Genomic DNA, 26,059 nt, shown 5'->3' on the forward strand with positions numbered 1-26,059 from the left:
GATTTCAAAAGGGCTTTGGAATGGACTACGGCTTTTTTAGCACCCTTGCATAGAAGAAGCCATCCATCTTGTTATCGCCGGGCAGGAGTTGCCAGCCTGGCTGCTGTTCGCTTTCCCCTGCGACAATGGGCCGAAGCTCGGCGTCCTTGGTGCGTGCCAAAAAGGCACTGATTTGTTCTTTGTTTTCCTGCGGCAGTACCGAACAGGTGGCATATAACAAGGTTCCGCCTGGTTTTAGCATCGCCCAGCAGTTATCCAAAATACGGGCCTGCAGCTTGCTGAGTTCATTGATGTCTTGGTCGCGGCGCAGCCAGCGAATGTCTGGGTGGCGGCGAATAACGCCGGTGGCCGAACAAGGAGCATCCAACAAGATGCGGTCAAACGCCTTACCGTCCCACCAATCGCGGCTGGCGGCATCGCCAGCAACCACATCGGCTTGCAGCTTTAGGCGGCTCAGGTTTTCGGTGACCCGCTGTAAACGGCTTTCGCTAACATCAAGGGCCAACACCTCGGCGTCGGCCAGCTCTAAAATATGTGCTGTTTTACCGCCGGGCGCGGCGCAGGCGTCGAGGATACGCTCACCGTCTTGTGGCGCCAACAGTTCGGCGGCAAATTGGGCGGCGCCGTCTTGCACGCTAACGCTGCCATCGGCAAAGCCGGGCAGGGCGGTCACGTCTTGAGCTTCGGCAAGGTAGAAACCGTTGGTAAGTGAGTCTTCGCTTACAGCCTCTATTGCGCTATTGCTAAGTTTGGCTAGGTAATCTGGCCGGCTTTGCTGGCGGCTGTTGTTGCGCAGCCAAAGCGGTGCTTGCTGGTTATTGGCCTCCAGCACGGCGCGCCATTGCTGGGGATACGCCTTTTTCAATCTTTCGATAAGCCAGTCGGGGTGCAAAGTTGCCACCGCCTGGTTTTTGCAGGCTTTGTCTAACAGCTCTGTCCCCTGGCGCTCGGCATTACGTAGCACGCCATTAACTAAGCCTTTGAGCTTGGCCTGGCCTAACAGCGGCGCTGCGGCAACGGTTTCCCCCACGGCGGCATGGGCGGGAATGCGGCTGAAATAGAGCTGATAAAGACCCAGTGCCAACAAGTGCTGCAGCACGCGGGTTTTGCCTTTTAAAGGCTTTTGCATCAACAGTTTTAGGGCGGCATCGAGCAGCCGGTATTGGCGCAGGGCACCAAAACAAAGCGCTTGTAACAGCGCTTTGTCTTTGGGGTTGCTGAGAGCTTGCTGGGCTTGGGGTAGCGCCTCACTCAGCGAGCGGCCTTCATCCAACACTGCGCTTAGTACCTTGGCGCCTTGGGCGCGAAGCTTGGCGCTCATGACAGCACCGTGCCGGGTGTAAACCAGTCTTGGCGCGCATTCAGCACATCCGCAGCTGACATGGCTTTTTTATTGGGAAGTTGCAGCTGCTTAATACGCAGCACGCCCGCACCTGTTGCCACATCTATGCCGGCCTTGCTGGTGGCGACAATAGTGCCTGGGGCTTCAGTATTGCTTGTTGCAATCACTTCGGCTTGCCAAAGCTTGACGCTTTGCTCTTGCACCACAAAGTGGCTAACTGGCCAGGGGTTAAAGGCGCGTACGCAGCGTTCAATAAAGGCGGCTTCTTGTGACCAGTCTATCCGCGCCTCTTCTTTACTCAGCTTCTCGGCATAGTTGGCGAGGCTGTCGTCTTGGGGCAAAGGCGTCAGTGATTCAAGCTTTGCCAGGGTATCGAGCAGTGCTTTGGGGCCAAGCTCAGCCAGCTTTTCATAGAGGCTGGCGGAGGTGTCGCTGCTCTCGATAGCAAGGCTTGCCTTACTGAGCATGGCGCCGGTATCGAGGCCTTTATCCATTTGCATAATGGTCACGCCGGTGTTGGCATCGCCCGCCCAAATGGCTCTTTGAATGGGCGCCGCGCCGCGCCAGCGAGGCAGCAGTGAGCCATGCACATTCAGGCAGCCTAGTTTCGGCATGTCCAATACCGCCTGCGGCAAAATCAGCCCATAAGCAACCACCACCATTACATCGGCTTGGTATTGCGCCAGCTCGGCCTGGCCTTCAGGCTTTTTCAGGCTAAGTGGTTGGTGCACCGGTATGCCCTGTGCTTGTGCCAATACCTTTACCGGGCTGGGGGTGAGCTTTTTGCCACGGCCAGCCGGGCGGTCAGGCTGCGTGAAAACGGCAACCACTTCGTGGTCGCTTTCAAGCAACGAGGCAAGATGGCGGGCCGCAAAATCCGGCGTGCCCGCAAATACGATACGCAATGAACTCAAGGGGATCCTCGTCAGATGTTAGACGTTTGACGGGCTTGCTGACGGGCTTCTTTCTCCAGCTTCTTGCGAATACGTTCGCGTTTCAGCGGAGACAGGTAGTCAATGAAGAGTTTGCCTTTCAGGTGGTCCAGCTCATGCTGGATGCATACGGCGAGCAGGCCGTCGGCTTCCAGGGTGAACTCCTGACCGTTTTCGTCCAACGCGACCACTTTAATCTGCTCGGCTCTTTCCACCTCGGCATAAGAGCCGGGTACGGAAAGGCAGCCTTCGTCGCCCATGGCTTTGCCATCGGCTTCTACTATTCTGGGGTTAATGAACACGCGGCGCTCGTTGCGCTCTTCGGAGACGTCCATCACCACCACTTGCAGATGTACGTCGACTTGGGTGGCCGCAAGGCCGATCCCTTTTTCGTCGTACATGGTGTCGAACATATTGGAGACCAATTCGCGGATGGCGTCGTTAACCTCTGCCACAGGTTTAGCAACGGTACGAAGCCGCTCATCCGGATAATGTAAAACGTTTAGAACTGCCATAAGTTTATGATTACTGCGCTAATATGGTAATGAAGCCAGACTAATATGCTGTAATTTTAGTCATTTGAACCTGGCATTGACAGCCATAATAACTCAACCAGGGTTCTCAGCGGCCAGCGAGGGGCTGGCTAAAGGACGAAAAAATGAAAAAAATACTGCTTGCACTGGCGCTGTCGGCAATTGCCTGGCTCGCCCTGGCCGACAATTTAAAGTTAAAAAATGACTTCCCAGAAACCTATATCGTGAAAAAAGGCGACACGCTGTGGGATATATCGGCGAAGTTTCTCCAAAACCCCTGGTTGTGGCCAAAGCTGTGGCAGTCAAACGAGCAGGTCGATAACCCCCATCTAATTTATCCGGGGGATAAGCTCAGTTTGGTGATAGTGAACGGCGTCCCGCAGCTGGTTCGCAAACCCCTCGTTAAATTATCGCCAACCGCCAGGGTGATGGACCGAGAAAAAGCGATCCCAACCTTACCAACCTCTTACATCCGGGACTTTCTCACCTACCAACAAATCGTCGACGACGAGCTGCTTGCCAAGGCGCCTAGGGTAACGGGGGGCTCTGATCTCACTAAACGTTTAACTCAGCACATGGACATGTACGCCAGTGGCCCGCAATTGGTTGAAGGCAAGCTTTACGGGGTTTACCGCCAGGGCAGCAGTTATGTAGACCCTGAAACCAAGGAATACTTGGGTACCGAAGCGGTATTGGTGTCGGTGGTGAAAGCGACTGAAGTGCAGAAGGTGCAGGTGGGTGATGAAAAGGACAACAAACATTTTGATTTGGCGTCTTTAAAGGTGGTGCAGGTACAGCGGGAAATAACCCCCGGTGACTACCTGCTGCCGCTGGATGACCATCATCTGCCGCTGTATTTTCAGCCCCATCCGCCGGCCGCCTTGGTTGAAGCGCGCATTATTGACTCTTATCGTAAAACCCGTGCCCTGGGTAAATTTGATGTAGTGGTGCTCAATAAAGGCCACCGTGATGGCATAGACGCCGGATTAGTGCTGGAAGCGCGCCGCGACGGTGCTGCGGTGCTGGTGGGTGACAACACCGAATATAAGGAAGATGCCAATGTCTTTGACCGCTGGTTTTCATCCAGTAAGGCCGATGGCAAAACCGTTATCCAACCATCTGAGCCGGTGGGGCAAATGATGGTGTTTCGTACCTTTGATAAACTCAGCTTGGCCCTTATCTTGAAAGCGCGGCAACCGATACGCGAACTGGATATGGCCACCAACCCGGAGTAAATCATGGATAAGGTCAGGCAGCAGTTGGCCCTTTCTCTGCTGCCTGGCGTAAAAGCCAAAAGCTGGCGCCAACTTGCCCGTTGGTCGCCAGCTTTTTTGTTGGCAGAATCTGACGCTGTGCTGGCCGATGCCGGCGTGCCCAAAGGCTTTTTAGCGAGCCGCCAAGGGCTAGATTGGCCGCAGGTTGACAGCATTTTGGCCTGGCTACAGCAAAGCGGTAGCCAGCTGTGTTTTTTGGATGACGAGCAGTATCCGCCGCTGTTAGCGCAATCGCCCTGGCCACCGGTACGGCTTTTTCTAAAAGGCCAGCCACAGTGGCTATTGCGGCCGCAGCTGGCGGTAGTGGGAAGCCGAAAACCGAGCCCGGCCGGGAAAGCGGCCATGAGCTTATTAGAGCCCGTTATTGATGCCGGCGTGGTGCTGACATCGGGGCTGGCTTTGGGCATTGACGGCCTAGCGCATCAAGCTGCGCTTTCACGAGGCGTTGGCACTGTGGCGGTATTGGCCAGCGGTTTGCAAAGCTGTTATCCCAAACGCCATCAAGGGCTATTTGACGCTATTGCCCAGCAGGGGGTCTTGGTTAGCGAAATGCCGCCGGATACCGCGCCGCTGCCAGCACTTTTCCCGCAGCGTAATCGCATTATTGCCGGGCTGAGTTTGGCAACATTGGTGGTGGAGGCCAGCCTTAAATCAGGTTCGCTTATCACCGCTCGCTTGGCCGCCGATGCTGGCCGCGATGTATTAGCAATACCGGGCACACCTTTTAATCCGCAGGCAGCAGGCTGCTTGCAACTCATTAAAGATGGTGCGGCGCTGGTGTCGGAACCTGACGATATTGGCTTTGTACTCAAGAGTTGGCTTTTTGAGCCGATCAATAAAAAGGTGGTCTTGCAAGGATTGCCAGAACATCCGGTTCTGGATAATGTAGGAGATGACACGACACCGCTTGACCTTATTGTCGAAAGGTCGCAATTGGCGGTGGAAGTCGTCCTCTCATATTTGCTCGAACTGGAGATGCAAGGCTATGTGTGCCGTGTCCCGGGCGGGTATGTCCGACAGAGGAGGCAGTCGCATGTTTGATGTCCTCATGTATTTATTTGAAAACTATGTCCATTCCGAAGTGGAAATCATGATGGACCACGAGCAACTCACCGACGAGTTAACCCGGGCTGGCTTTCGCCATGAAGAGATCTTCAAGGCTTTAGCATGGCTCGAACGTTTGGCGGCGTTGCAAGAAAATGGCGAAAGACCTTTTCTGGTCAATGTTCCCCAACACAGCATTCGCGTCTACACCGACGAAGAAATGCTGCGTTTAGATGCCCAGTGCCGCGGTTTTCTGATGTTTCTTGAACAGATCCAGGTGCTGAGTGGGGAAACACGGGAAATGGCCATAGACCGTTTGATGGACTTGGAGCAGTCATCCATTTCGCTTGAAGATCTCAAGTGGGTGGTGCTGATGGTGCTGTTTAATGTGCCGGGCCAAGAAAACGCCTATGCCAAAATGGAAAACCTGCTCTTTGAAGAGCCCGGCGAGCTTTTACATTAAGCCGTGCAGGCGTTGGCCATGATCGGTAGGGTGCTCTCGGAACCATTTCGATAGCACCCATTTGGTACCCGCGCTAGGTGACATGCCCTGATGAAGGGCCTTCTCGTCTCGCTGACCTTCGCTATCGGTGTTATTGAAGGTCAGCAAGTCTCCCATCTTGCCCCGAAAACGAAAGTTCAAACGGGGAAAGTCTGTCTCTGCACCACTAAAATTTTCGTTTAAATAGATAAGTGCGGTTTTTTGCCGCTGCCCACCATCGCGCATTAAGTGCTCGGCACCGGCTTGCGTGATATCGAAGGCATCAAAATGAGAGCGAAACGCCTGCCCGGGTTGGTAATGCAAAATGCCAGTGCTCTCTTGGCATGTGGCAGGCACTGCTACCGCCGCGGCCAGCTGCCTTTCTAGCCACATCAGAAAGGGGCAAACCAAACCCGAGTTAAAGGTCATGGACCCATTAGTGCGGATGGGGTGCTTTATCGGCTTTCCCGTCACCGGGTCGGATGTCATGGCCTGGCCTATCCAGGGTGCTGACAACCACTTTAAATAGGCGCAAGCCATCGGCGAGATAAAAGCACGCCTAATAGCAATACCGTTTGGTGGCGTTATCGAGTACTCGGGTTGGTAATGCTGGGAACCTTGGCTGAGTTCTTGTTGGCGCTCGATAACCAGCGGGTGCTGGCTGGGACTTGTTGCTAGCCAGCGCGCAGCATCGACCGCCTGGTAAGAAAGAATGTAACCGAGCAGCGGTAATTTATCGGTCGGCAAGGCGCTGAGTATTGCCATCGCTTGGTCGTGTTGGCCAAGACAATCTTGAATCAAGGCCGCTACCAGGGCCATTTCGGGGCTGCTGGTGGCCAACAGCTTCGCGAGCAGTTTTTGGTTATCCCATTGCTCCCTGGCATAATTCACCTTAATGCTAACCCCGGCCGGTGCCTCGAGCCCTGCCATGTAATGGGCCGCTCTTTCCAAATCAACGGGTACAAAGGCAGCACTTGTCAGTACCACCGCTGCCTGCAGTCGTGCTCGGGCATCACCGCTGTTGGCACGGGTGAAGATGGTGTCGAGAATGGGCTGCGGTATAGGTTCATCTAGCATCGGCGTAACATTCAGTCATGGCGTTGAAGTCGCAACCATACTCTTCAAAACAGGTGGGTAAAAGGTAGTGCATGTCCAAAATTGATCAGAGTCTCTTTCGTGCCCAAGAGCATGAAACATTGGAAGAAGCATGCCCCCAATGCGGCAGTGGCTTAGTGATGCGCCATGTGGGTAAGCACAGTTTTATTGGCTGTAGTGGCTACCCTAGCTGTGACTATACCCGGCCTGTTAAAGGCCACGAAAGTGCGATTTTAAAAGTGTTAGATGAAGCGCTTTGCCCCGAATGCGGCTCTGTATTGGCGGTAAAGCAAGGGCGCTTTGGCATGTTTATTGGCTGCACCGCTTTCCCAAATTGCCACTACATTGCCGATGACAAAGAAGAAAAAGATACCGGCATGCCTTGCCCTAGTTGCGGCGAAGGGGAACTACTCGAGAGAGTTAATCGTTTTGGTAAAACCTTTTTTGCCTGCGACCAATACCCAAAGTGCAAGTATGTGGTTAATGACCCCCCGGTTAGAGAATCTTGCCCTGAGTGTGGCTGGGGCATCATGGTTAAAAAGTCGGTGAAAGGTAAAACCCTGCTCAAGTGCCCGGTAAAAGGCTGCTCAGGGCAAAAACCGCTGGCTGAATAGGCCAGAAAAGCAAATGGGCATTCAACCTCGGCGCTGGCGAGGCTAGAATGTGGGCAATTGACTCTTTGTATTTCCCCATCATGTACGACGCTGTTATAGAACATCTGCAAAATGGCGGCCTGATTGCCTACCCCACCGAGGCGGTATTTGGCTTGGGCTGCGACCCCGACAACGAAGACGCGGTTAAAGCGCTGTTGGCGCTTAAGGAACGAGATCCGGCCAAAGGCCTCATCGTGGTCGCTGCTAGCTACTCCCACGCCCTTAAATACATCCGTGATAACGATATTCCCCAGGACCGGCGCTTCGCGGTTTTTTCCCGTTGGCCAGGTCCTGTTACCTGGGTAATGCCTGCTAAGAAAGAGGTGCCAGACTGGCTAAAAGGCCAGCACGACAGCTTGGCGGTAAGGGTGAGCGACCATCCCTTGGTGCGCAGTTTATGTGAGGCTTATGGCAAGCCGTTGGTCTCAACCAGCTGCAATAAAGCCGGTGAACCACCCTTAATGACTGGTGAGGCGGTAAGGGAATATTTTGGTGATGCGGTGTTGGTGGTCGATGGTGAAGTAGGGGGCCTGGACAGGCCAACCCAGATTTTTGATGCCATTACCGGTCAGCAGTATAGGGACTAATATGAGCCACCCTCGTTTAGAAGAAGTAAAAAGCTTTCTGCTCGCCTTGCAAGACGATATTTGTAAGCAGCTTGAAGTCGCAGATGGCAAAGGCAAGTTCGTGGAAGATGCCTGGCAGCGGCCGGGCGGCGGCGGCGGTCGCACCCGGGTGCTGGCCGATGGCGCTGTTATAGAACAAGGGGGCGTTAATTTCTCCCATGTCTATGGCGACAAGATGCCCGCGTCGGCAACAGCGCACCGGCCAGAGCTTGAAGGGCGCAGCTTTCATGCGGTTGGGGTGAGCCTGGTTATTCACCCGAAAAACCCCCACGTACCCACCAGCCACGCTAATGTGCGCTTCTTTTTTGCGGAAAAAGACGGTGAAGATCCGGTGTGGTGGTTTGGTGGTGGTTTTGACCTCACACCCTTTTACCCCGTTATTGAGGACGTAAAAGCCTGGCATCAGGTTGCCCACGACCTTTCAGAGCCCTTCGGCCAGGACGTATACCCGCGTTTTAAAACCTGGTGCGACGAGTATTTCTTCTTAAAACACCGCGGTGAAACCCGTGGTGTTGGTGGCCTTTTCTTTGATGACCTTAATCAATGGGATTTCGATAGCTGCTTTGCTTACATCAAGGCGGTAGGGCAAGGCTATTGCCAGGGTTATGTGCCCATTATCAATAAGCGAAAAGACACCCCTTACAGCGAGCAGCAGCGCCAATTCCAGCTTTATCGCCGTGGCCGCTATGTGGAATTTAACCTAGTGTGGGACAGGGGCACCTTATTTGGCCTGCAAACCGGCGGCCGCACCGAAAGCATTTTGATGTCTATGCCGCCACTGGCGCGCTGGCAATATTGCTTTGAACCAGAGCCCGGTAGCCAGGAAGCGCAATTAAATGACTACCTAAAGCCAAGAGATTGGCTGGCAGAATAAAAAGGCGGCCATCGGGCCGCCTTTTTATTGGTTAATCATGTGCGTCGCCAGGGGCGCAAAAGCGTTATACAAAGACTTTCGCAGCTGCGGGTTTTTCACCTCATCTGCCAGAGCTTTTTCCATGCAATACATCCATTGGTCGCGTAACGACGCATTGACGGTAAAAGATAGGTGCCGGGCGCGCAGCCTAGGGTGGCCGTATTTTTGTTCAAAAAGGCCAGGCCCGCCCAACCAGCCAGATAGAAACTCGAAAAAGCGCTGACGAATAGAATCCATTGGCTGCGGGTGTATGGCTAAAAGCTCAGCCGCCTTGGGGTCGGTCGCCATGATGTCGTAAAAACGGTTGGCCAACTGGCGTACGGCTTTCTCGCCACCCAGTAACTGATAAGGTGTACGTTCAGGACAGGGGTGTTCTGATATGCTCATCTTAGATTTCAACCACTTCAACATAAGCGCTTCTATGGACCACTACACTGTGATTGGCAATCCGGTAAAGCACAGCCGTTCGCCCGCTATGCATGCCCGTTTTGCCGAATTGGCTGGCGATAATATCAGCTACGACCGTACCCTGGCACCCTTAGACGGTTTTACCGACACCATGAACCGGCTAGCCGCCGAAGGGTATAAAGGTGCCAATGTCACAGTACCTTTTAAAGAAGAGGCTTATCGCTGGGCCAGCCAACTAACCGCAAGGGCCAAACAGGCCGGAGCAGTAAATACCTTGGCGCTGCAAAAAGATAGCTCATGGCTTGGCGATAACACCGATGGTGCCGGTTTGGTGGCTGACCTTAAACGGCTCGGGGCTGCGCTTAGGGGCAGCAACATTCTGGTTATTGGTGCCGGCGGCGCCACCCGCGGCATTCTTGGGCCTCTGGTTGAGGAAGCGCCGGCCAGCTTGGTGGTAGCCAACCGCACCGAAAGTAAGGCCGAACAATTAGCGGCGCTTTTTAATATCAGCGCCCATTCGTTTGCGGATTTAGCCGGGCAGCGTTTTGACATCATCATTAACGCAACGGCGGCGTCACTGAGTGATGAACTGCCGCCGGTTACCAGTAGCATCTTTGATGGCGCCAGCCTGGCCTATGATCTGGTATATAAACCGGCAGGCACGGTTTTTGAACAATGGGCCAAAGCCCATGGCTGTCATGCCAGTAGCGATGGTTTGGGTATGTTGGTGGCACAAGGCGCAGAAAGTTTCTCACTCTGGCGGCAACGCCAGCCGAACTGGCAACAAGTGCTAAATGAAATGAAGGAGGGGTGATGAATCAATCCATTCAATTTCTGGAAAGTGCGGTCTTTGATGAAAACAGTGGCAGCATTCGTCTGGATGCCACTGTTAACGGCTGGCGCGTTCCCTGTTTCTTCCATGCCAGTTTTTTTGACGAACCGCAGCTGGTAGCAGCCCAGGCCGAAGATCTGATTAGCCGTGAACAGCTACGCATGGAAGAAGTAATAGAAGAAGCCATTGGCGAAGAAGCCCTGGATGTGCAGGGCGACTTACATTTTGATTAAGCCAAATACTCGTTCTTTAACCGTACATAGTTGTCAGCTGAAATAGATAAAAAGTCTCGTTCGCCTTCGTTAAGGGGGCGAACCTGCTTTACTGGTGAGCCTACATATAAGTAGCCAGAAGCGAGATGCTTACCCGGCGGCACTAAACTGCCTGCGCCAATAATAACGTCGTCCTCTACAACCACGCCGTCCATAACAATAGCGCCCATACCGACCAATATACGGTTTCCCAGTTCGCAGCCATGCAGCATACATTTATGGCCAACCGTTACATCGTCACCAATGAGCAACGGGTAGCCCTCCGGCACTTCTTTATGTTTGCGGGTTACATGTAGCACTGTGCCATCTTGGATATTTGAGCGCTGCCCAATACGAATGTGATTCACGTCCCCTCGCGCTGCCACCAGTGGCCAAACGGAGCAATCTTTTCCTAAGCTAATATCGCCCACTAGTACCGAACTGGGGTGAACATAGACCGCCTCGTCTAATGTAGGCGTAATTCCTTTATATGTTTCAAGGCTCATTGGCGCCCCTTTTGTCTAATAAACCAACGTTTTTAGCGCCTTTCGCTTAATAAATCAGCGGTTGAGAAAAATCTTTCAAATACCCCTTGCAGCCAGGCGCGGCATCCCTATAATGCCACTCCACCAGCGGGACGTCAGCGATTAAACGCTTCGTTCTGAAGGTCAAAAAGCTAAGTGATAACAATGTGTTAACTTAAGTTTTTTGAGATTTAGGGGTTGACTTTGAATCTGTCGGGTGTAAGATACGCACCCTCGCCAAACACGGCGACGCTCTTTAACAAAATAATCCAAGTAATCTGTGTGGGCACTCGCAGATGGGTAGGCTCAAAAAATTGAGAACTACTCAATGACTGTGAAGTGTTCAACACTTCAGCAATTCATTGAGCATCAAACACTTTTAATTGAAGAGTTTGATCATGGCTCAGATTGAACGCTGGCGGCAGGCCTAACACATGCAAGTCGAGCGGTAACATTTCTAGCTTGCTAGAAGATGACGAGCGGCGGACGGGTGAGTAAGACGTAGGGAGCTGCCTGATAGTGGGGGATAACCATTGGAAACGATGGCTAATACCGCATGATGTCTACGGACCAAAGAGGGGACCTTCGGGCCTCTTGCTATCAGATGCGCCTACGTAGGATTAGCTAGTTGGTGAGGTAACGGCTCACCAAGGCGACGATCCTTAGCTGGTTTGAGAGGATGATCAGCCACACTGGGACTGAGACACGGCCCAGACTCCTACGGGAGGCAGCAGTGGGGAATATTGGACAATGGGGCAACCCTGATCCAGCCATGCCGCGTGTGTGAAGAAGGCCTTCGGGTTGTAAAGCACTTTCAGCGAGGAGGAAAGGTTGTAGCTTAATACGCTGCAGCTGTGACGTTACTCGCAGAAGAAGCACCGGCTAACTCCGTGCCAGCAGCCGCGGTAATACGGAGGGTGCAAGCGTTAATCGGAATTACTGGGCGTAAAGCGCACGCAGGCGGCTTGTTAAGTTAGATGTGAAAGCCCGGGCTTAACCTGGGAATTGCATTTAAGACTGGCAGGCTAGAGTCTTGGAGAGGGGGTGGAATTTCCGGTGTAGCGGTGAAATGCGTAGAGATCGGAAGGAACATCAGTGGCGAAGGCGACCCCCTGGCCAAAGACTGACGCTCAGGTGCGAAAGCGTGGGGAGCAAACAGGATTAGATACCCTGGTAGTCCACGCCGTAAACGATGTCAACTTGGGGTTTGTGTTCTTGAAACGTGGATCCCGGAGCTAACGTGTTAAGTTGACCGCCTGGGGAGTACGGCCGCAAGGTTAAAACTCAAATGAATTGACGGGGCCCGCACAAGCGGTGGAGCATGTGGTTTAATTCGATGCAACGCGAAGAACCTTACCTACTCTTGACATCCAGAGAATTTTGCAGAGATGCATTAGTGCCTTCGGGAACTCTGAGACAGGTGCTGCATGGCTGTCGTCAGCTCGTGTTGTGAAATGTTGGGTTAAGTCCCGCAACGAGCGCAACCCTTATCCTTTGTTGCCAGCGAGTAATGTCGGGAACTCAAAGGAGACTGCCGGTGATAAACCGGAGGAAGGTGGGGACGACGTCAAGTCATCATGGCCCTTACGAGTAGGGCTACACACGTGCTACAATGGCGCGTACAGAGGGAAGCGAGCTAGCGATAGTAAGCGGATCCCAAAAAGCGCGTCGTAGTCCGGATCGGAGTCTGCAACTCGACTCCGTGAAGTCGGAATCGCTAGTAATCGTGGATCAGAATGCCACGGTGAATACGTTCCCGGGCCTTGTACACACCGCCCGTCACACCATGGGAGTGGGCTGCACCAGAAGTAGATAGCTTAACCTTCGGGGGGGCGTTTACCACGGTGTGGTTCATGACTGGGGTGAAGTCGTAACAAGGTAGCCGTAGGGGAACCTGCGGCTGGATCACCTCCTTACTAAAAGAGACTGCCAGCTGTGCAGTGTCCACACAGATTATTTGGAAACCTACTTTCGAGTAGGTTTTTTGCTCTTTAATAATTCGGAAAGCTGATATAACACTGCAAATTTAAAGAGACTCTCATTTTTTATTTGAGCGTCCGGCGAAAAAACCAGGTGTTAGTCACATACAGCTTAATGTCGTTAACGTCGATATTAAGGTTCGCGCAAGCGAAACCCTTAGGGGTTGTATGGTTAAGTGACTAAGCGTACAGGGTGGATGCCTAGGCAGTTGGAGGCGATGAAGGACGTGCTAATCTGCGATAAGCATTGGTGAGGTGATAAGAACCGCTTGAGCCAATGATTTCCGAATGGGGAAACCCACTTGCATAAGCAAGTATCGTTACCTGAATACATAGGGTAACGAGGCGAACCGGGAGAACTGAAACATCTAAGTACCCCGAGGAAGAGAAATCAATTGAGATTTCCTCAGTAGCGGCGAGCGAACGGGAAACAGCCCAGTGTGTTTATCAGTGTTTGTCATAGTGGAAGGCTCTGGAAAGTGCCGCGATACAGGGTGATAGTCCCGTACATGAAATGGCAAGCATTGTTGCACACGATGAGTAGGTCGGGACACGTGGTATCTTGACTGAATATGGGGGACCATCCTCCAAGGCTAAATACTCCCAACTGACCGATAGTGAACCAGTACCGTGAGGGAAAGGCGAAAAGAACCCCGGCGAGGGAGTGAAATAGAACCTGAAACCCTGTACGTACAAGCAGTAGGAGCACCTTCGGGTGTGACTGCGTACCTTTTGTATAATGGGTCAGCGACTTATATTTTGTGGCGAGGTTAACCGAATAGGGGAGCCGTAGGGAAACCGAGTCTTAACTGGGCGTCCAGTCGCAAGGTATAGACCCGAAACCCGGTGATCTAGTCATGGGCAGGTTGAAGGTGCCGTAACAGGTACTGGAGGACCGAACCCACTACTGTTGCAAAAGTAGGGGATGACCTGTGATTAGGGGTGAAAGGCCAATCAAACCGGGAGATAGCTGGTTCTCCTCGAAAGCTATTTAGGTAGCGCCTCGGACGAATACCTTGGGGGTAGAGCACTGTTTGGGCTAGGGGGTCATCCCGACTTACCAAACCCATGCAAACTCCGAATACCCAAGAGTACTATCCGGGAGACAGACAGCGGGTGCTAACGTCCGTTGTCAAAAGGGAAACAACCCAGACCGTCAGCTAAGGTCCCCAAGTCATAGCTAAGTGGGAAACGATGTGGAAAGGCTTAGACAGCTAGGAGGTTGGCTTAGAAGCAGCCACCCTTTAAAGAAAGCGTAATAGCTCACTAGTCGAGTCGGTCTGCGCGGAAGATGTAACGGGGCTAAGCTATGCACCGAAGCTACGGGTTCACACTATGTGTGAGCGGTAGAGGAGCGTTCTGTAAGCCGTTGAAGGTGTGTCGGGAGGCATGCTGGAGGTATCAGAAGTGCGAATGCTGACATGAGTAACGTTAATGGGGGTGAAAAACCTCCACGCCGGAAGACCAAGGGTTCCTGTCCAACGTTAATCGGGGCAGGGTGAGTCGGCTCCTAAGGCGAGGGCGAAAGCCGTAGTCGATGGGAAACAGATTAATATTTCTGTACTTCTGTGCAATGCGATGGGGGGACGGAGAAGGCTAGGCAGGCATGGCGTTGGTTGTCCATGTGAAAGTGCGTAGGGAGGTAGCTTAGGTAAATCCGGGCTGCTAATTCCGAGACACGAGACGAGTGACTACGGTCACGAAGCTGTTGATGCCACGCTTCCAGGAAAAGCCTCTAAGCTTCAGTTGCATAGGAACCGTACCCCAAACCAACACTGGTGGTCAGGTAGAGAATACTAAGGCGCTTGAGAGAACTCGGGTGAAGGAACTAGGCAAAATAGTACCGTAACTTCGGGAGAAGGTACGCTCTTGATTGTGAAGGACTTGCTCCGTAAGCAGTTGAGAGTCGCAGTGACCAGATGGCTGGGACTGTTTATCAAAAACACAGCACTGTGCAAACTCGAAAGAGGACGTATACGGTGTGACACCTGCCCGGTGCCGGAAGGTTAATTGATGGGGTTAGCCGTAAGGTGAAGCTCTTGATCGAAGCCCCGGTAAACGGCGGCCGTAACTATAACGGTCCTAAGGTAGCGAAATTCCTTGTCGGGTAAGTTCCGACCTGCACGAATGGTGTAACCATGGCCATGCTGTCTCCATCCGAGACTCAGTGAAATTGAACTCGCTGTGAAGATGCAGTGTACCCGCGGCTAGACGGAAAGACCCCGTGAACCTTTACTACAGCTTGACACTGAACATTGAGCCTACATGTGTAGGATAGGTGGGAGGCTATGAAACACGTACGCCAGTATGTGTGGAGCCAACCTTGAAATACCACCCTTGTATGTTTGATGTTCTAACTTCGGTCCCTTATCGGATTAAGGACAGTGTCTGGTGGGTAGTTTGACTGGGGCGGTCTCCTCCTAAAGCGTAACGGAGGAGCACGAAGGTTGGCTAATCCTGGTCGGACATCAGGAGGTTAGTGCAATGGCATAAGCCAGCTTAACTGCGAGACAGACACGTCGAGCAGGTACGAAAGTAGGTCATAGTGATCCGGTGGTTCTGAATGGAAGGGCCATCGCTCAACGGATAAAAGGTACTCCGGGGATAACAGGCTGATACCGCCCAAGAGTTCATATCGACGGCGGTGTTTGGCACCTCGATGTCGGCTCATCACATCCTGGGGCTGAAGTCGGTCCCAAGGGTATGGCTGTTCGCCATTTAAAGTGGTACGCGAGCTGGGTTCAGAACGTCGTGAGACAGTTCGGTCCCTATCTGCCGTGGGCGTTGGATGATTGAGAGGGGTTGCTCCTAGTACGAGAGGACCGGAGTGAACGAACCTCTGGTGTTCGGGTTGTCACGCCAGTGGCACTGCCCGGTAGCTAAGTTCGGAATTGATAACCGCTGAAAGCATCTAAGCGGGAAGCAAGCCTCGAGATGAGTCATCCCTGAGACTTCGAGTCTCCTAAAGGGTCGTTCAAGACCAGGACGTTGATAGGCTGGGTGTGTAAGCGTAGCGATACGTTGAGCTAACCAGTACTAATTGCCCGTGCGGCTTAACCATACAACACCCAAAGGGTTTTGGTGGACGCCAAGTAAGGGTGAGACCTCTTAAAAGTGTTACATCAGCTTTAATCCGAATTGATAAGTTGGCTCATTGAGCGGACTTAAATGAATTCGCCTGGCGGCAATAGCGCTGTGGAACCACCTGACTCCATTCCGAACTCAGAAGTGAAACGCAGTTGCGCCGATGGTAGTGTGGCATTCGCCATGTGAGAGTAGGTCACTGCCAGGCACCTAATACACGAAGAACCCCAGCCGTTGGCTGGGGTTTTTTCGTTTTAGCCCCACATTGCAAACCCTCCCTGGCGAGTCACCCGGCTCGCACATCCTGTGTGCTCGCGTTCGCCTGCGTGAAAGCGCCGCTTTCACTTCAAGGCTCACCCACCGCCGCAAGCGGTGTGGTATGGCGATGCACGTCCCTGTGCCTCGTCCCTCCGAATACATCAAGCACCCTAGCTCTGGTAGGCTGGGGTTCTTCCGTTTCGGGGGTTGGGTAGTCACTGACTCTTTCTAACAAGCTTACTGGCTTTCTTTCCCGCTTTTTTTTCGCCACTGTGTCACATCTTATCTTTGCGTTTCGTCTTATTAGAAAACAACGGGAGAGGCTGTGGCATCCGGGTTCCAATTCATACCAGACAACCATCTTGTTCGTCAGGCAGCGAAAGGAAGCCGGGCCGCGCAGCATCAACTGTTTGCCGCCTTTTATAGCCCGGTTTTTAGACTGACCTTGGTGATGACCGGTAACGAGGCTGATGCACGGGATTTAACGCAAGATGCCTTTATCAAGGCCTTTGGGTCGTTAAAGACGCTGCGTGAACCCTCGCGTTTTGGCAGTTGGCTTAAGCGGCTGGTTATTCATTTGGTGCTGGACCGGTTTAAAGGCCCCAACCTGACTTGGGTTTCAGCTGACACCATTGAACCTGACTGGCATGGCGCCGTTGAGCGATTGGCCGAGCTGGATAACGTGGAAACGTTACTTGCGCACTTAAACGACCAAGACCGGCTTTTAGTTTGGTTACATGCGGTGGAAGGCTTTGAACATCGCGAACTGGCCGCCATGTTGGGTATCAAGGAAGCGGCGGTAAGGCAGCGTTATCGGCGGGCACTGGCGCAGTTGGCAAAGTGGGCGCAGCAAGGAGATTGGCTTGATGACTAATGAGCAAAAGTTTGGCGAACTTTTAGCGAAGAAGCTGAGCGATATTGAATATCGGCCAGATGAGGCGCTTTGGCAGCGCATTGATCAGCAGGTACATAAGAAGGTGTTGTGGCCCTGGCTGGCAACCGCCGCTTCGATAGCCTTAATTGCTGTGGTTTGGTGGCCGCTTAAGCCGCCAGCGGTGGTCCAGTCACCCCCTGTTTCTTATGAGCTGGCAGCGCAAGACCGGCAGTTACAGCAGGCATATCTATATGCCGATTCCGATGCAGAAGTCACTCAGCAATGGCAAAAACGCCAGCAAATTATTAAAGAGATGGCCAAGAGGCCTTAGGAGTCGTTATGAATAAATCGTTGTTAACGCTCGCTCTCATGGCGCTGTTACCTCTAGCCCAGGCTTGGGCCGCAGAGGGTAACAGTGAGCAGCAGGCTCGTGAAAAGGCCAGAGCCGCCGTGGTGGCCGCCGAGGCAAATGGCAGCAATAAGCCCGTTACGTTAGAAGAGCCCGCCAGGCGTTATTACGACTGGGGCGCGGTACTCAATAAAAGTTTTGAGGTGATGGCGGTAACGCCTGGCTCTGACGCCGCCGAAATGGGGCTTAAAAAAGGCGATGTGTTGTTGTCGGTAAATGGCGACCTGACACAGCACAAAAAGCTTGGTGATGTGCTGGCAAAGATTAATGACCTTGATGATGGCCAGCCGCTGACGGTAACCATGCAGCGCGGTAAAGATAAGCTTAGCTTTTCGACCAAGGTGCATGCCAAAGTGATGCCCGCTTGGCGCTTAGAGATCTCTCCTAAAGACAGTGCTAACAAAGAAACGGCCGTGGCCGCAGGCCAATGTGGCCGGGTGTCAGTGTTCTTTACGCCACCGCAAGCCCATGACCAATATCCGGCTTACGTGAATGCTATTGATGGCAAAGGCGTGGTGCGTTCAATTAGCGTATTTAAATTGCCTGCCGGTAAGCACACCATTGCCTTACATGAATTGATCACCGATTACCGCCTGGCACGGCGCGGCGGTGGTATGGAGATGGCGAAGAAGGTCACCATTAACGTCGAACCGAATACTATCTATTACCTTGCTGCGCAGTTTCTTCCAGAGAACCGCTTTAAGACATTTAAAGATCAATACTGGGAGCCGGTGGTATGGCGAATTGATAAAAAGCCCTGCTCCTAAATTAACAAAAGGTGGCCTAGTGCCGCCTTTTACTTTTCTTTTTCACAGCGACTGGGCATGGTTAAGGCTGTGAAAAAGGATATTTAACATTTATGCAATTTATCGAAGTGATCGATGATGCCCTGCCCGACAGCCTGTGCCAGCAGTTACTGGAGCGCTTTGCCCAAGACCCCGCCGTGGCCGCAGGTCGCACCGGTGGTGGGGTTGATACCAGTAAAAAGCGCAGCCGCGATGTAACCCTCGACAGTCATCCGCAGTGGCAAGACCTTAAACAAGCCATTCTTAGCGAAACCTTTCCCCATATCTGTCGCTACCTCGATAAGCATTTTATGTTGCTAATGGGGGCGGTATCGCCCGTGGTTCGCCACCCCACAACAGGGGAAGCCACCACCCTGACTCCGGAAAATTACCTGGAAGTTGGCCGGCCTAACCTTGGCGCTTTGGTGCAGCATTTTTATCGCAGCGGCCACATCAATATGCAGCACTATCAGTGCAAAACCGGTGGCTATCCTCATTGGCATTCGGAAGTGTTTCCGCAATTGCCCCATAACGAACCGCTGCACCGGGTACTACTCTGGATGTACTACCTCAATGATGTGGCAGAGGGTGGGGAAACCGAGTTTTTTTACCAGCGCCATCGCGTGAAGCCCAAAAAAGGCCGCCTAGTTATCGCCCCGGCTAGCTTTACTCACACTCATCGGGGAAATGCGCCGTTATCGGGTGATAAATACATCATCACTTCTTGGGTCATGTTTAATCGCGCTGAACAACTTTATGGCGACAAGAAAGGAGCTTAAATGCGTTATATCTCGAAAATTATCTCATTGACAGTGGTTGGTATTCTTACCTTGCAGCTCAGTGGTTGCGGCCTGTTGCTGCATCCTGAGCGTCAAGGGCAACGAGGTGGACGTATAGATCCGGCAATCGCCATTTTTGATGGTGTTGGCCTGCTGTTTTTTGTGGTGCCAGGGCTGGTGGCTTTTGGCATCGACTTTTACCAAGGCACTATTTATTTACCCGGCACCGCCCAAACCGGACCCAAGGTGATCAAGATGACGGACCCTTCCATAGGCGGTATCGAAAAACTCCTGGAGCAGCAAACGGGCCATAAAGTTGATTTAAAAACGGCCAAGGTGAGCCGCTATCAACCAGGGCAGAAAACACAAATGCTGGCGCGGTTGCAAAGCATTAATGCCAAGCCTGCGCCAATGCAATTGGCGCCATAAAAAAAGCGGGGTAAACCCCGCTTTTTTTATTCTACTGAGACGCCTTGTTTAGCCAGATTCGCTTTTAAGGTATCGGTATTGTTGGCCAAGGTTTTTAAGGTGCTTTCTTCTACTTTATCGGTGCTTTTAGCCAATAGGCCTAAGAAATAGTCCCGGCCATAGGTGCGGTGCTCACCCCGGTTAATCAAGTACTCAATCTCGCTGTAATAACGGCGTACGGCAGACAGGTACACACTGGGTGTTTGCAACGTATTGGGGTTGTACTTCATGGTGTCCCAAACGAAGAACTGCAGCTGCGGGTGATAGCGTTTCAGGTCGTAAGGTTTATCTTCCTTCACGGTTTTAATGTAATCGCGAACTACCTGAATATTGTCAGCCAGCTCGTCGTGCAAGGAGCGGCGCAAGTAATAGTTTTTCTGCATGTCATCAAGGTCACTAAAGGCAATTGCCTGGCTAAGACCTTGCTGCGATGCCAAATAAACACCCAGCACGGTGGCAATCAGCATAAAGATTTGGCCAACCCAAAAGCCGGTTTTTACCAGTTCTGAGTTATCCAGCTTGGGGCGCCGGCGAGCACTTCTCTCGTGTTGTTCAGTCATGTTGGTTTCCTTGTAAAGCGGGCCCGGTAACTCGGGCCTTTAATTGAATCTCAGCGGCGAATTTTGAGTTTGGGATGTTCCAGTACGGTCAGAACGGGGTATCGCGCTCGTACCCAGCCGAGCAGTACCCAGCCAATAATAAGGCCAGTGACAAAGCCGCCGATGTGCGCCATGTAAGCCACGCCTTGGCTATTGGTCACCATGCCCAGGATGTTGAAGCCTATCCAAATAAGGAAAAACCCCCACGGTGGCAGCTTCTTCTGATAGACAAAAAACATGAAGGTAATGCTCGCCTTACGAAACCACAGCAAGTACATGCCAAACAGACCGGCAATCGCTCCGGAAGCGCCGAGGGTAGGGATGGGCGAGTTCGGCATAAAGGAGGTTTGCGCCAGGGCCGCGGCAGTGCCGCACAACAGATAAACCAACAAAAAGCGCCAGTGGCCCAAGGCGTCTTCCAGGTTGTCGCCGGTTAACCACAAGAAGTACATATTGCCAATAAGATGCATCCAGCCACCGTGTAAGAACTGGCTGGTGATAAGGGTAACAAGGTGCTGACCGTGGCTAATTTCATTGGGCACCATCACCCCGCTATAAAGCTCTTTAGCAAGATCAACAGACACAAAGCCGGATAAAAAGATAACGGTGTTAACCAGGATCAGTAGCCAGGTCATCCAAGGCTTGCGCTTGGGTTTAATGTTGTATTCCACCGGCATTTGGGTGAGGAATTGAAAAACCCAGGTTTTCCAGTTCACTTTGCCATTTAGCTCACCGAGGTGCTGGTGTAGCTGGCTAGCGTGATGGGTGGCTTCCAGCTCGTCTTTATCTACCCAAATACCATGGTTTTGGGGGCAACGCTCTACTTCAACTTGATAGCCCGCCAGCAAGTTGTGGCTGGTCATCGGGGCTGAGCAAATGGGGCAAAGGCGGTCACTGTTAGTAACGGCCTGGCCGGGGTGCTTTTCTACATCAACAGTGTCGTAATCGTCGTCAGCAGACGCTAAGGCTAAATCCAGCTCGCCTTCATCAAACCACAGCCCCTTACAGGTGCGGCATACATCTACCTGCTGGTTGTGATAAACGGTGGGTTGTAATGTTGGGGTATGGCAGTTGGGGCAGGTTTTCATTAACGATGCGTTCCTTAACAGCGAGCCGTTTTAGGGTGTAAACCGATCCTTCGGTGTTACCGCAGGGTTTCCGGCAATCGAGCTTGTCAGCACTTGCTGACGTTACAGGGCCTTATTTATCTGTCTTTAGTTAGTACGACCCAAGGCGTTGGCAACTTTACAAATAAGGGGTTTGGATTTAACACAAAAATTCACCGTTTGGCCAGCCGAGAGGGGGAAGATGCTGGATTTGTGGATACTTTTGGTTGCTTTTTGAACAAAAACGCTGTTTTCTCTGGCTTTCGAGTGAAGGCAGCGATTATGGCAATCTGCGTGGTGGGCAGCGATTTGCGGTGACTTTGGGCATAATGGCTGGCACAGGCTTAAGCTGGTTTAGCCAAAAATCTTGGAGATACCATGTCGACTTATCAATATGACCTTTTCGTGATCGGTGCCGGTTCTGGCGGTGTAAGAGCGAGCCGAATGGCGGCAATGACCGGTGCCAAAGTCGCGGTTGCCGAGGGCAGCGCCATGGGCGGAACTTGCGTTAATCTGGGCTGTGTACCCAAGAAGCTTTACGCCTATGCCGCTGACTTTGGCCATGGTTTTGAAGACGCCAGAGGCTTTGGCTGGCAAAGCGAGCGCCCCGCCTTTGATTGGCAAAAATTGAAAACCAATCGTGCCAACGAAATATCTCGCCTTAATGGTATCTACGACGGCTTAATGGACGGTGCCAAGGTCACTGTGTATCGCGATTTCGCCACCATCAAAGATGCCCATACCGTTGTCGTCGCCGGCAAAGAAATTACCGCCAAGCGCTTGCTGGTTGCTGTTGGCGGCTGGCCTTTTGTGCCAGAGATACCCGGCCGCGAACACGCCATTACCTCCAACGAGATTTTTGACTTACATGAATTTCCCCAACGCTTGGCGGTAGTGGGGGGCGGTTACATTGCCTCGGAATTTGCGTCTATCTTTACCGGCCTTGGTAGCCGGGTAACGCAAATTTATCGTCGAGACACCTTATTGCGCGGCTTTGACGACGACATTCGCCATTTTGTGACCGAGGAAATGGCCAAAGACGGTATTGAATTTCGCTTCAATAACAATGTTACCGCCATTGAAAAGACGGCCAGTGGTTTGCTGTTAAAACTGCAAGACGGTGAACAGCTGGAAGTCGACCAAGTGCTCTTTGCCACCGGCCGGGTACCGCGCACCATGAACTTGGGCCTGGAAGAGGTTGGGGTTGAGCTCAATGACAACGGCGCCATCAAGGTCAATGACCAGTTCCAAACCAGCGTGCCCAGTATTTATGCCTTAGGGGACGTAATTGACCGCTTCCAACTGACGCCGGTGGCGCTGGCTGAGGCAATGACGGTGGTTAATCAGCTCTTTGGAGACGCCACCCGGGTGATGGATTATGAATATATTCCCACCGCTGTTTTCACCCATCCTAATGTTGGCACCGTTGGGCTTACCGAAGCCGAAGCGCGGGAGCGATACGGCGACATTACCCTCTATAAATCTGACTTTAGGCCGCTCAAACACACCCTTTCCGGTAGCCAAGAGCGCAGCTTTATGAAGCTGATTGTCGATAAGGCATCAGACCGGGTGGTGGGCCTGCATATGGTGGGGGCTGAAGCGGGCGAGCTGACTCAGGGCTTTGCGGTGGCGATGAAGGCCGGTGCTACCAAGGCAGTGTTTGACAGCACCATTGGTATTCACCCCACTTCGGCTGAAGAGTTTGTCACCATGCGCACGCCGGCGAAAGGGTAAACAAATATGTCGGCGACGTTAACATCGGTGAATATAAGGTAAGGTAGCGTCATAGGTTGCATAGGAGGCTCCATGAACGTCTTTGTCTTTATTTTGTGTGTGGTTATCGTCGCCACCCTTGGCCGCCTGGCGCGGGCCTGGGTTGCCCGTCAGCCCAGCCAGCCAGATCCGAAGCTAACCCAAGAATTGGCGGAGCTGAAATCACGGGTCGCCGCGCTGGAGCGCATCGTCACCGACAGTGAATATCAGCTTAAGAAAGACTTTGAGAAACTCTAAGGGGTAGCCTTACCCCTTGATTTCTCAATGTCGGACCCTTACTTAGGTAAGACGTGGACAAAGAGAAATCATCATGTCGAATCCGTTATTAGAAAATTCTGTCCTGCCCCCTTTTAGTGCCATTAAGGCCGAGCACATCAAACCGGCCATTGAAGCCTTGCTGGCCGATTGCAAAAAAGCCGTTGATAACGTGGTGGCCAGCACCGAGCCGCCTAGCTGGCATAGCCTGATTGAACCCTTGGAAGAAACCAACGACCGCCTGGCCAAAGCTTGGTCACCGGTGTCGCACTTAAACTCGGTGATGAGCAGCCCCGAATGGCGCCAGGCTTACGAGTCTTGTTTGCCGCTTCTGAGCGAGTTCTCCACCTGGGTCGGCCAGCACCAAGGCCTGTTCGCCGCTTATAAAAAACTGGCCGACAGCACCGCCTTTGCCGATTTGTCAGCGGCCCAGCAAAAAGCCATTAACAACACCCTGCGCGATTTTCGCTTAAGCGGTGTGGATTTGCCGAGCGACAAAAAGCAGCGTTTTGGCGAGATAAAAGCGCGGCTATCAGAGCTTTCCAGCACCTTTTCTAACAACCTGCTGGATGCCACTCAAGCCTGGCAAAAACACATTGTTGACGTAGCAGAACTGGCTGGCTTGCCGGACGATGCCAAGGCCATGCTGGCCGAAATGGCTGAAAGTAAAGGCAAAGAAGGCTACCTGCTCACGCTGGATATTCCGGTGTACCTGGCGGTAATGACCTATGCCGACAACCGCCGTTTGCGCGAAGAAATGTATCAGGCCTACAGCACCCGCGCCTCTGACCAGGGTGATGCGCAGTTTGATAACAGCGCGGTGATGGACGAAATTCTGGCTCTGCGTTTTGAACTGGCCGAACTTTTAGGTTTTGCTAACTACGCTGAGCTGAGCTTGGCCACCAAGATGGCGCAAAGCACCGACCAGGTGCTGACCTTCTTAAATGACCTAGCGCGCCGCTCTAAGGCCCAGGGCCAAAAAGACCTGGATGAACTAAAAGCCTTCGCCGCATCCAAAGGCTGCGATGATTTTAAATCCTGGGATCAGGCCTACTACAGCGAGCAGCTTAAAGAAGCCCGCTATGCGGTGAGCGACGAAAAGCTCAAACCCTATTTCCCGGAAACCAAAGTGGTTCCTGGCCTGTTTGCGGTAGTGAACAAGCTGTTCGGTATTGATATCCAAGAGCGCAGCGATGTCGACCTTTACCACCCGCAGGTGCGTTTTTTCGATATAGCTAAAGATGGCGAGCACTTAGGTAGCTTCTACCTTGACCTCTACGCCCGTGAAGGCAAGCGCGGCGGCGCCTGGATGGACGACTGCCGTGGTAGCCGCCATTTGCCCGACGGCTCCCGCCAAAAGCCGGTGGCTTACCTTACCTGTAACTTCTCGCGGCCTATTGGCGGCAAACCCGCGCTTTTTACCCACGATGAAGTCACTACCTTGTTCCACGAGTTTGGCCATGGCCTGCACCATATGCTGACCAAGGTGGATGTGTCTGACGTGGCCGGTATTAACGGCGTGCCTTGGGATGCGGTAGAGCTACCCAGTCAGTTCCTTGAGAACTGGTGCTGGGCGCCAGAAGCGCTGGCTATTATCTCTGGCCATGTAGAAAGCGGTGAGCCACTGCCGCAGGCGCTTTTAGACAACCTGCTGGCGGCCCGTAACTTCCAAAGTGCTATGCAGATGCTGCGCCAGTTGGAGTTTTCACTGTTTGATTTTCGCCTGCACGCCGAGTACGACCCAGCACAAGGCGGCCGCGTACAAGCCATTTTGGATGACGTGCGCAGCAAGGTGGCAGTATCAGTACCGCCCAGCTACAACCGCTTCCAGCATGGATTTGCCCATATTTTTGCCGGTGGCTACGCTGCCGGTTACTACTCCTACAAGTGGGCCGAAGTGCTCAGCGCCGACGCCTTTGGCCGTTTTGAAGAAGAAGGGGTCTTTAATGCCCAAACCGGACAAGACTTCCTTGACTGCATCCTCAGCCAAGGCGGTTCCAAAGAGCCGATGGAACTCTTTAAAGCCTTCAGGGGCCGCGAGCCGTCGGTAGAGCCGTTGCTGCGCCACAGCGGAATTGCCGCCTGATGCGTGAACCCTTCGATAAAATCTGGGCGCGAGCCTCAGAACGTAAGGGCGGCGATGCCGCCCTTACTGCATTGTTGCGGCCACCGGCCTATTTTGGCGGCCTTGACGGCTTAACGGATGACCGCCTGCTGGCCGCTTTTACCAAACAAATCTTTCAAAGTGGCTTTGTTTGGCGGGTAGTGGAAAACAAATGGCCAGACTTTGAGTCGGTCTTTTTTGGCTTCGACATCGAAAAAATGCTGCTGCTGCCCGATGAAATGTGGGAGCAAAAAGCCAAGGACCCACGCATTATCCGCAACTTCTCCAAGGTGATGACCATCCGTGAAAACGCGCAAATGCTGGCAGACCTTGCCGACAAGCATGGCAGCGCTGTGGCGTGGTTAAAGGCCTGGCCCAGCTCCGATCTGGTGGGGCTGTGGCAGTATTTGAAAAAACACGGCAAACGCTTGGGGGGCAACACTGGGCCTTACGCCCTGCGCCGCATGGGGGTTGACTGCTTTTTGCTGAGTCAAGACGTAGAGCACTACCTGAAACACACCGGCATTTTTGACGGCGGTGTCACCAGCCAGCGTTCGCAAAAAGCCATTCAAGACGCCTTTAATGCCTGGCAACAGCAATCGGGCCGCAGCTTTAATGAGATAAGCCAAACCATTGGCTACTCGGTTGGCGACAACCTGCCTAACTAACTTGGAACCC

25 protein-coding genes and 3 rRNA genes are annotated in these 26,059 nt (G+C 52.8%); 20 read left to right on the forward strand and 8 right to left on the reverse strand.

All coding sequences use genetic code 11. The annotated features are described in order from the left end of the window. Nucleotides 1–25 precede the first annotated feature (25 nt). Genes rsmB through def form a run of 3 tightly spaced genes read right to left on the reverse strand, consistent with a single transcriptional unit; the run spans nucleotide 26 to nucleotide 2,789 of the window. Nucleotides 26–1,321: a 16S rRNA (cytosine(967)-C(5))-methyltransferase RsmB gene (rsmB, locus tag DW350_RS00140; protein WP_115716913.1), complete on the reverse strand. Its 1,296-nt coding sequence runs from the start codon at nucleotides 1,319–1,321 to the stop codon at nucleotides 26–28. After that, nucleotides 1,318–2,256 (reverse strand): methionyl-tRNA formyltransferase, encoded by a 939-nt coding sequence (gene fmt / locus DW350_RS00145; RefSeq protein WP_115716914.1) that lies wholly within the window; start codon nucleotides 2,254–2,256, stop codon nucleotides 1,318–1,320. Before fmt ends, rsmB begins: the two co-directional genes overlap by 4 nt. 11 nt (nucleotides 2,257–2,267) lie before the next feature. Next, nucleotides 2,268–2,789 carry a peptide deformylase gene (gene def, locus DW350_RS00150; RefSeq protein WP_115716915.1) on the reverse strand — a complete coding sequence of 174 codons (522 nt, stop codon included), beginning with the start codon at nucleotides 2,787–2,789 and terminating at the stop codon, nucleotides 2,268–2,270. 143 nt (nucleotides 2,790–2,932) lie between these two features. Between def and DW350_RS00155 the strand changes: the two genes are divergently transcribed. From DW350_RS00155 to DW350_RS00165, 3 genes are read left to right on the forward strand one after another with little or no spacing between them, the layout of a single operon-like run. Continuing rightward, nucleotides 2,933–4,042: a LysM peptidoglycan-binding domain-containing protein gene (locus DW350_RS00155; RefSeq protein ID WP_115716916.1), complete on the forward strand. Its 1,110-nt coding sequence runs from the start codon at nucleotides 2,933–2,935 to the stop codon at nucleotides 4,040–4,042. 3 nt (nucleotides 4,043–4,045) lie between these two features. After that, entirely contained in the window at nucleotides 4,046–5,122 is a 1,077-nt protein-coding gene (dprA, locus tag DW350_RS00160; protein WP_115716917.1) for a DNA-processing protein DprA, read from the forward strand. Continuing rightward, complete coding sequence (locus DW350_RS00165; RefSeq protein WP_115716918.1) at nucleotides 5,115–5,588, forward strand: DUF494 family protein; 474 nt, start codon at nucleotides 5,115–5,117, stop codon at nucleotides 5,586–5,588. Before dprA ends, DW350_RS00165 begins: the two co-directional genes overlap by 8 nt. Here DW350_RS00165 and DW350_RS00170 read toward each other — a convergent pair. After that, nucleotides 5,580–6,683, reverse strand: a complete 1,104-nt coding sequence (locus tag DW350_RS00170) for a 2OG-Fe(II) oxygenase (protein ID WP_115716919.1) — start codon at nucleotides 6,681–6,683, stop codon at nucleotides 5,580–5,582. The two genes, DW350_RS00165 and DW350_RS00170, sit on opposite strands and share 9 nt — an antisense overlap. Before the next feature lie 71 nt (nucleotides 6,684–6,754). Here DW350_RS00170 and DW350_RS00175 point away from each other — a divergent pair, with 71 nt between their 5' ends. Genes DW350_RS00175 through hemF form a run of 3 tightly spaced genes read left to right on the forward strand, consistent with a single transcriptional unit; the run spans nucleotide 6,755 to nucleotide 8,854 of the window. Beyond that, entirely contained in the window at nucleotides 6,755–7,315 is a 561-nt protein-coding gene (locus tag DW350_RS00175; RefSeq protein WP_115716920.1) for a DNA topoisomerase family protein, read from the forward strand. Between the two features lie 47 nt (nucleotides 7,316–7,362). Then, nucleotides 7,363–7,941, forward strand: a complete 579-nt coding sequence (gene tsaC / locus DW350_RS00180) for an L-threonylcarbamoyladenylate synthase type 1 TsaC (RefSeq protein ID WP_192954758.1) — start codon at nucleotides 7,363–7,365, stop codon at nucleotides 7,939–7,941. A 1-nt stretch (nucleotide 7,942) separates the two neighbouring features. Beyond that, nucleotides 7,943–8,854, forward strand: coding sequence for an oxygen-dependent coproporphyrinogen oxidase (hemF, locus tag DW350_RS00185; RefSeq protein WP_115716921.1), 912 nt, complete (start codon nucleotides 7,943–7,945; stop codon nucleotides 8,852–8,854). A 24-nt stretch (nucleotides 8,855–8,878) separates the two neighbouring features. On the opposite strand, the gene DW350_RS00190 is transcribed toward hemF, so the two are convergent. Further along, on the reverse strand, nucleotides 8,879–9,280 hold the full coding sequence (locus tag DW350_RS00190; protein WP_115716922.1) for a group II truncated hemoglobin: 402 nt from the start codon (nucleotides 9,278–9,280) through the stop codon (nucleotides 8,879–8,881). A 34-nt stretch (nucleotides 9,281–9,314) separates the two neighbouring features. Between DW350_RS00190 and aroE the strand changes: the two genes are divergently transcribed. Together aroE and DW350_RS00200 are read left to right on the forward strand one after the other, a co-directional pair. Next, entirely contained in the window at nucleotides 9,315–10,115 is an 801-nt protein-coding gene (aroE, locus tag DW350_RS00195) for a shikimate dehydrogenase (protein ID WP_115720521.1), read from the forward strand. After that, nucleotides 10,115–10,366, forward strand: coding sequence for a DUF1488 family protein (locus DW350_RS00200; RefSeq protein WP_115716923.1), 252 nt, complete (start codon nucleotides 10,115–10,117; stop codon nucleotides 10,364–10,366). The genes aroE and DW350_RS00200 overlap by 1 nt, the downstream gene beginning before the upstream one ends. Here the strand turns inward: DW350_RS00200 and DW350_RS00205 are convergent. Beyond that, nucleotides 10,363–10,890 (reverse strand): gamma carbonic anhydrase family protein, encoded by a 528-nt coding sequence (locus tag DW350_RS00205; protein WP_115716924.1) that lies wholly within the window; start codon nucleotides 10,888–10,890, stop codon nucleotides 10,363–10,365. The two genes, DW350_RS00200 and DW350_RS00205, sit on opposite strands and share 4 nt — an antisense overlap. Nucleotides 10,891–11,288: 398 nt before the next feature. Between DW350_RS00205 and DW350_RS00210 the strand changes: the two genes are divergently transcribed. The 8 genes from DW350_RS00210 to DW350_RS00245 all read left to right on the forward strand — a co-directional run bounded on the left by DW350_RS00210 (nucleotide 11,289) and on the right by DW350_RS00245 (nucleotide 19,505). Beyond that, nucleotides 11,289–12,824, forward strand: a 16S ribosomal RNA gene (locus tag DW350_RS00210). Between the two features lie 233 nt (nucleotides 12,825–13,057). Then, a 23S ribosomal RNA gene (locus tag DW350_RS00215) occupies nucleotides 13,058–15,948 on the forward strand. A 116-nt stretch (nucleotides 15,949–16,064) separates the two neighbouring features. Further along, a 5S ribosomal RNA gene (gene rrf / locus DW350_RS00220) occupies nucleotides 16,065–16,179 on the forward strand. The 16S, 23S and 5S rRNA genes sit together here, the layout of an rRNA operon. A gap of 375 nt (nucleotides 16,180–16,554) precedes the next feature. Further along, nucleotides 16,555–17,103, forward strand: coding sequence for an RNA polymerase sigma factor (locus DW350_RS00225; protein WP_115716925.1), 549 nt, complete (start codon nucleotides 16,555–16,557; stop codon nucleotides 17,101–17,103). After that, nucleotides 17,096–17,434, forward strand: coding sequence for a FecR family protein (locus tag DW350_RS00230; protein WP_115716926.1), 339 nt, complete (start codon nucleotides 17,096–17,098; stop codon nucleotides 17,432–17,434). The genes DW350_RS00225 and DW350_RS00230 overlap by 8 nt, the downstream gene beginning before the upstream one ends. An 8-nt stretch (nucleotides 17,435–17,442) precedes the next feature. Next, complete coding sequence (locus DW350_RS00235; protein WP_115716927.1) at nucleotides 17,443–18,279, forward strand: PDZ domain-containing protein; 837 nt, start codon at nucleotides 17,443–17,445, stop codon at nucleotides 18,277–18,279. Between the two features lie 92 nt (nucleotides 18,280–18,371). Continuing rightward, on the forward strand, nucleotides 18,372–19,076 hold the full coding sequence (locus tag DW350_RS00240; protein WP_115716928.1) for a 2OG-Fe(II) oxygenase: 705 nt from the start codon (nucleotides 18,372–18,374) through the stop codon (nucleotides 19,074–19,076). Further along, entirely contained in the window at nucleotides 19,077–19,505 is a 429-nt protein-coding gene (locus DW350_RS00245; protein ID WP_115716929.1) for a hypothetical protein, read from the forward strand. 26 nt (nucleotides 19,506–19,531) lie between these two features. Here DW350_RS00245 and DW350_RS00250 read toward each other — a convergent pair whose 3' ends face one another. Together DW350_RS00250 and DW350_RS00255 are read right to left on the reverse strand one after the other, a co-directional pair. Then, nucleotides 19,532–20,104 carry a hypothetical protein gene (locus DW350_RS00250; RefSeq protein WP_115716930.1) on the reverse strand — a complete coding sequence of 191 codons (573 nt, stop codon included), beginning with the start codon at nucleotides 20,102–20,104 and terminating at the stop codon, nucleotides 19,532–19,534. A gap of 50 nt (nucleotides 20,105–20,154) precedes the next feature. Further along, the gene (locus DW350_RS00255) at nucleotides 20,155–21,231 is read right to left on the reverse strand and encodes a rhomboid family intramembrane serine protease (protein ID WP_115716931.1); all 1,077 of its coding nucleotides are present in this window, start codon (nucleotides 21,229–21,231) and stop codon (nucleotides 20,155–20,157) included. 396 nt (nucleotides 21,232–21,627) lie between these two features. On the opposite strand from DW350_RS00255, the gene gorA reads away from it, so the two are divergent. The 4 genes from gorA (at nucleotide 21,628) to DW350_RS00275 (ending at nucleotide 26,049) form a co-directional block, all read left to right on the forward strand. Then, nucleotides 21,628–22,983, forward strand: a complete 1,356-nt coding sequence (gene gorA / locus DW350_RS00260; RefSeq protein ID WP_115716932.1) for a glutathione-disulfide reductase — start codon at nucleotides 21,628–21,630, stop codon at nucleotides 22,981–22,983. Nucleotides 22,984–23,055: 72 nt separating this feature from the next. Next, nucleotides 23,056–23,259 (forward strand): hypothetical protein, encoded by a 204-nt coding sequence (locus tag DW350_RS00265; protein ID WP_115716933.1) that lies wholly within the window; start codon nucleotides 23,056–23,058, stop codon nucleotides 23,257–23,259. A 73-nt stretch (nucleotides 23,260–23,332) separates the two neighbouring features. Then, complete coding sequence (gene prlC / locus DW350_RS00270) at nucleotides 23,333–25,363, forward strand: oligopeptidase A (protein WP_115716934.1); 2,031 nt, start codon at nucleotides 23,333–23,335, stop codon at nucleotides 25,361–25,363. After that, a complete protein-coding gene (locus tag DW350_RS00275; protein ID WP_115716935.1) occupies nucleotides 25,363–26,049 on the forward strand; it encodes a DNA-3-methyladenine glycosylase I in 687 nt (228 codons plus the stop codon). The genes prlC and DW350_RS00275 overlap by 1 nt, the downstream gene beginning before the upstream one ends. Nucleotides 26,050–26,059 lie beyond the last annotated feature (10 nt).

The sequence above is a fragment of the Gallaecimonas mangrovi genome, assembly GCF_003367375.1.
GTDB lineage: Bacteria > Pseudomonadota > Gammaproteobacteria > Enterobacterales > Gallaecimonadaceae > Gallaecimonas > Gallaecimonas mangrovi.

Excerpts from the sequence above, each read along its gene's own strand:
- rsmB (WP_115716913.1), bottom strand. The coding sequence starts at position 1,321 with ATGAGCGCCAAGCTTCGCGCCCAAGGCGCCAAGGTACTAAGCGCAGTG.
- def (WP_115716915.1), bottom strand. The coding sequence starts at position 2,789 with ATGGCAGTTCTAAACGTTTTACATTATCCGGATGAGCGGCTTCGTACC.
- DW350_RS00155 (WP_115716916.1), top strand. The coding sequence starts at position 2,933 with ATGAAAAAAATACTGCTTGCACTGGCGCTGTCGGCAATTGCCTGGCTC.
- dprA (WP_115716917.1), top strand. The coding sequence starts at position 4,046 with ATGGATAAGGTCAGGCAGCAGTTGGCCCTTTCTCTGCTGCCTGGCGTA.
- DW350_RS00165 (WP_115716918.1), top strand. The coding sequence starts at position 5,115 with ATGTTTGATGTCCTCATGTATTTATTTGAAAACTATGTCCATTCCGAA.
- DW350_RS00170 (WP_115716919.1), bottom strand. The coding sequence starts at position 6,683 with ATGCTAGATGAACCTATACCGCAGCCCATTCTCGACACCATCTTCACC.
- DW350_RS00175 (WP_115716920.1), top strand. The coding sequence starts at position 6,755 with ATGTCCAAAATTGATCAGAGTCTCTTTCGTGCCCAAGAGCATGAAACA.
- tsaC (WP_192954758.1), top strand. The coding sequence starts at position 7,363 with ATGTGGGCAATTGACTCTTTGTATTTCCCCATCATGTACGACGCTGTT.
- hemF (WP_115716921.1), top strand. The coding sequence starts at position 7,943 with ATGAGCCACCCTCGTTTAGAAGAAGTAAAAAGCTTTCTGCTCGCCTTG.
- DW350_RS00190 (WP_115716922.1), bottom strand. The coding sequence starts at position 9,280 with ATGAGCATATCAGAACACCCCTGTCCTGAACGTACACCTTATCAGTTA.
- aroE (WP_115720521.1), top strand. The coding sequence starts at position 9,315 with ATGGACCACTACACTGTGATTGGCAATCCGGTAAAGCACAGCCGTTCG.
- DW350_RS00200 (WP_115716923.1), top strand. The coding sequence starts at position 10,115 with ATGAATCAATCCATTCAATTTCTGGAAAGTGCGGTCTTTGATGAAAAC.
- DW350_RS00205 (WP_115716924.1), bottom strand. The coding sequence starts at position 10,890 with ATGAGCCTTGAAACATATAAAGGAATTACGCCTACATTAGACGAGGCG.
- DW350_RS00230 (WP_115716926.1), top strand. The coding sequence starts at position 17,096 with ATGACTAATGAGCAAAAGTTTGGCGAACTTTTAGCGAAGAAGCTGAGC.
- DW350_RS00235 (WP_115716927.1), top strand. The coding sequence starts at position 17,443 with ATGAATAAATCGTTGTTAACGCTCGCTCTCATGGCGCTGTTACCTCTA.
- DW350_RS00240 (WP_115716928.1), top strand. The coding sequence starts at position 18,372 with ATGCAATTTATCGAAGTGATCGATGATGCCCTGCCCGACAGCCTGTGC.
- DW350_RS00245 (WP_115716929.1), top strand. The coding sequence starts at position 19,077 with ATGCGTTATATCTCGAAAATTATCTCATTGACAGTGGTTGGTATTCTT.
- DW350_RS00250 (WP_115716930.1), bottom strand. The coding sequence starts at position 20,104 with ATGACTGAACAACACGAGAGAAGTGCTCGCCGGCGCCCCAAGCTGGAT.
- DW350_RS00255 (WP_115716931.1), bottom strand. The coding sequence starts at position 21,231 with ATGAAAACCTGCCCCAACTGCCATACCCCAACATTACAACCCACCGTT.
- gorA (WP_115716932.1), top strand. The coding sequence starts at position 21,628 with ATGTCGACTTATCAATATGACCTTTTCGTGATCGGTGCCGGTTCTGGC.
- DW350_RS00265 (WP_115716933.1), top strand. The coding sequence starts at position 23,056 with ATGAACGTCTTTGTCTTTATTTTGTGTGTGGTTATCGTCGCCACCCTT.
- prlC (WP_115716934.1), top strand. The coding sequence starts at position 23,333 with ATGTCGAATCCGTTATTAGAAAATTCTGTCCTGCCCCCTTTTAGTGCC.
- DW350_RS00275 (WP_115716935.1), top strand. The coding sequence starts at position 25,363 with ATGCGTGAACCCTTCGATAAAATCTGGGCGCGAGCCTCAGAACGTAAG.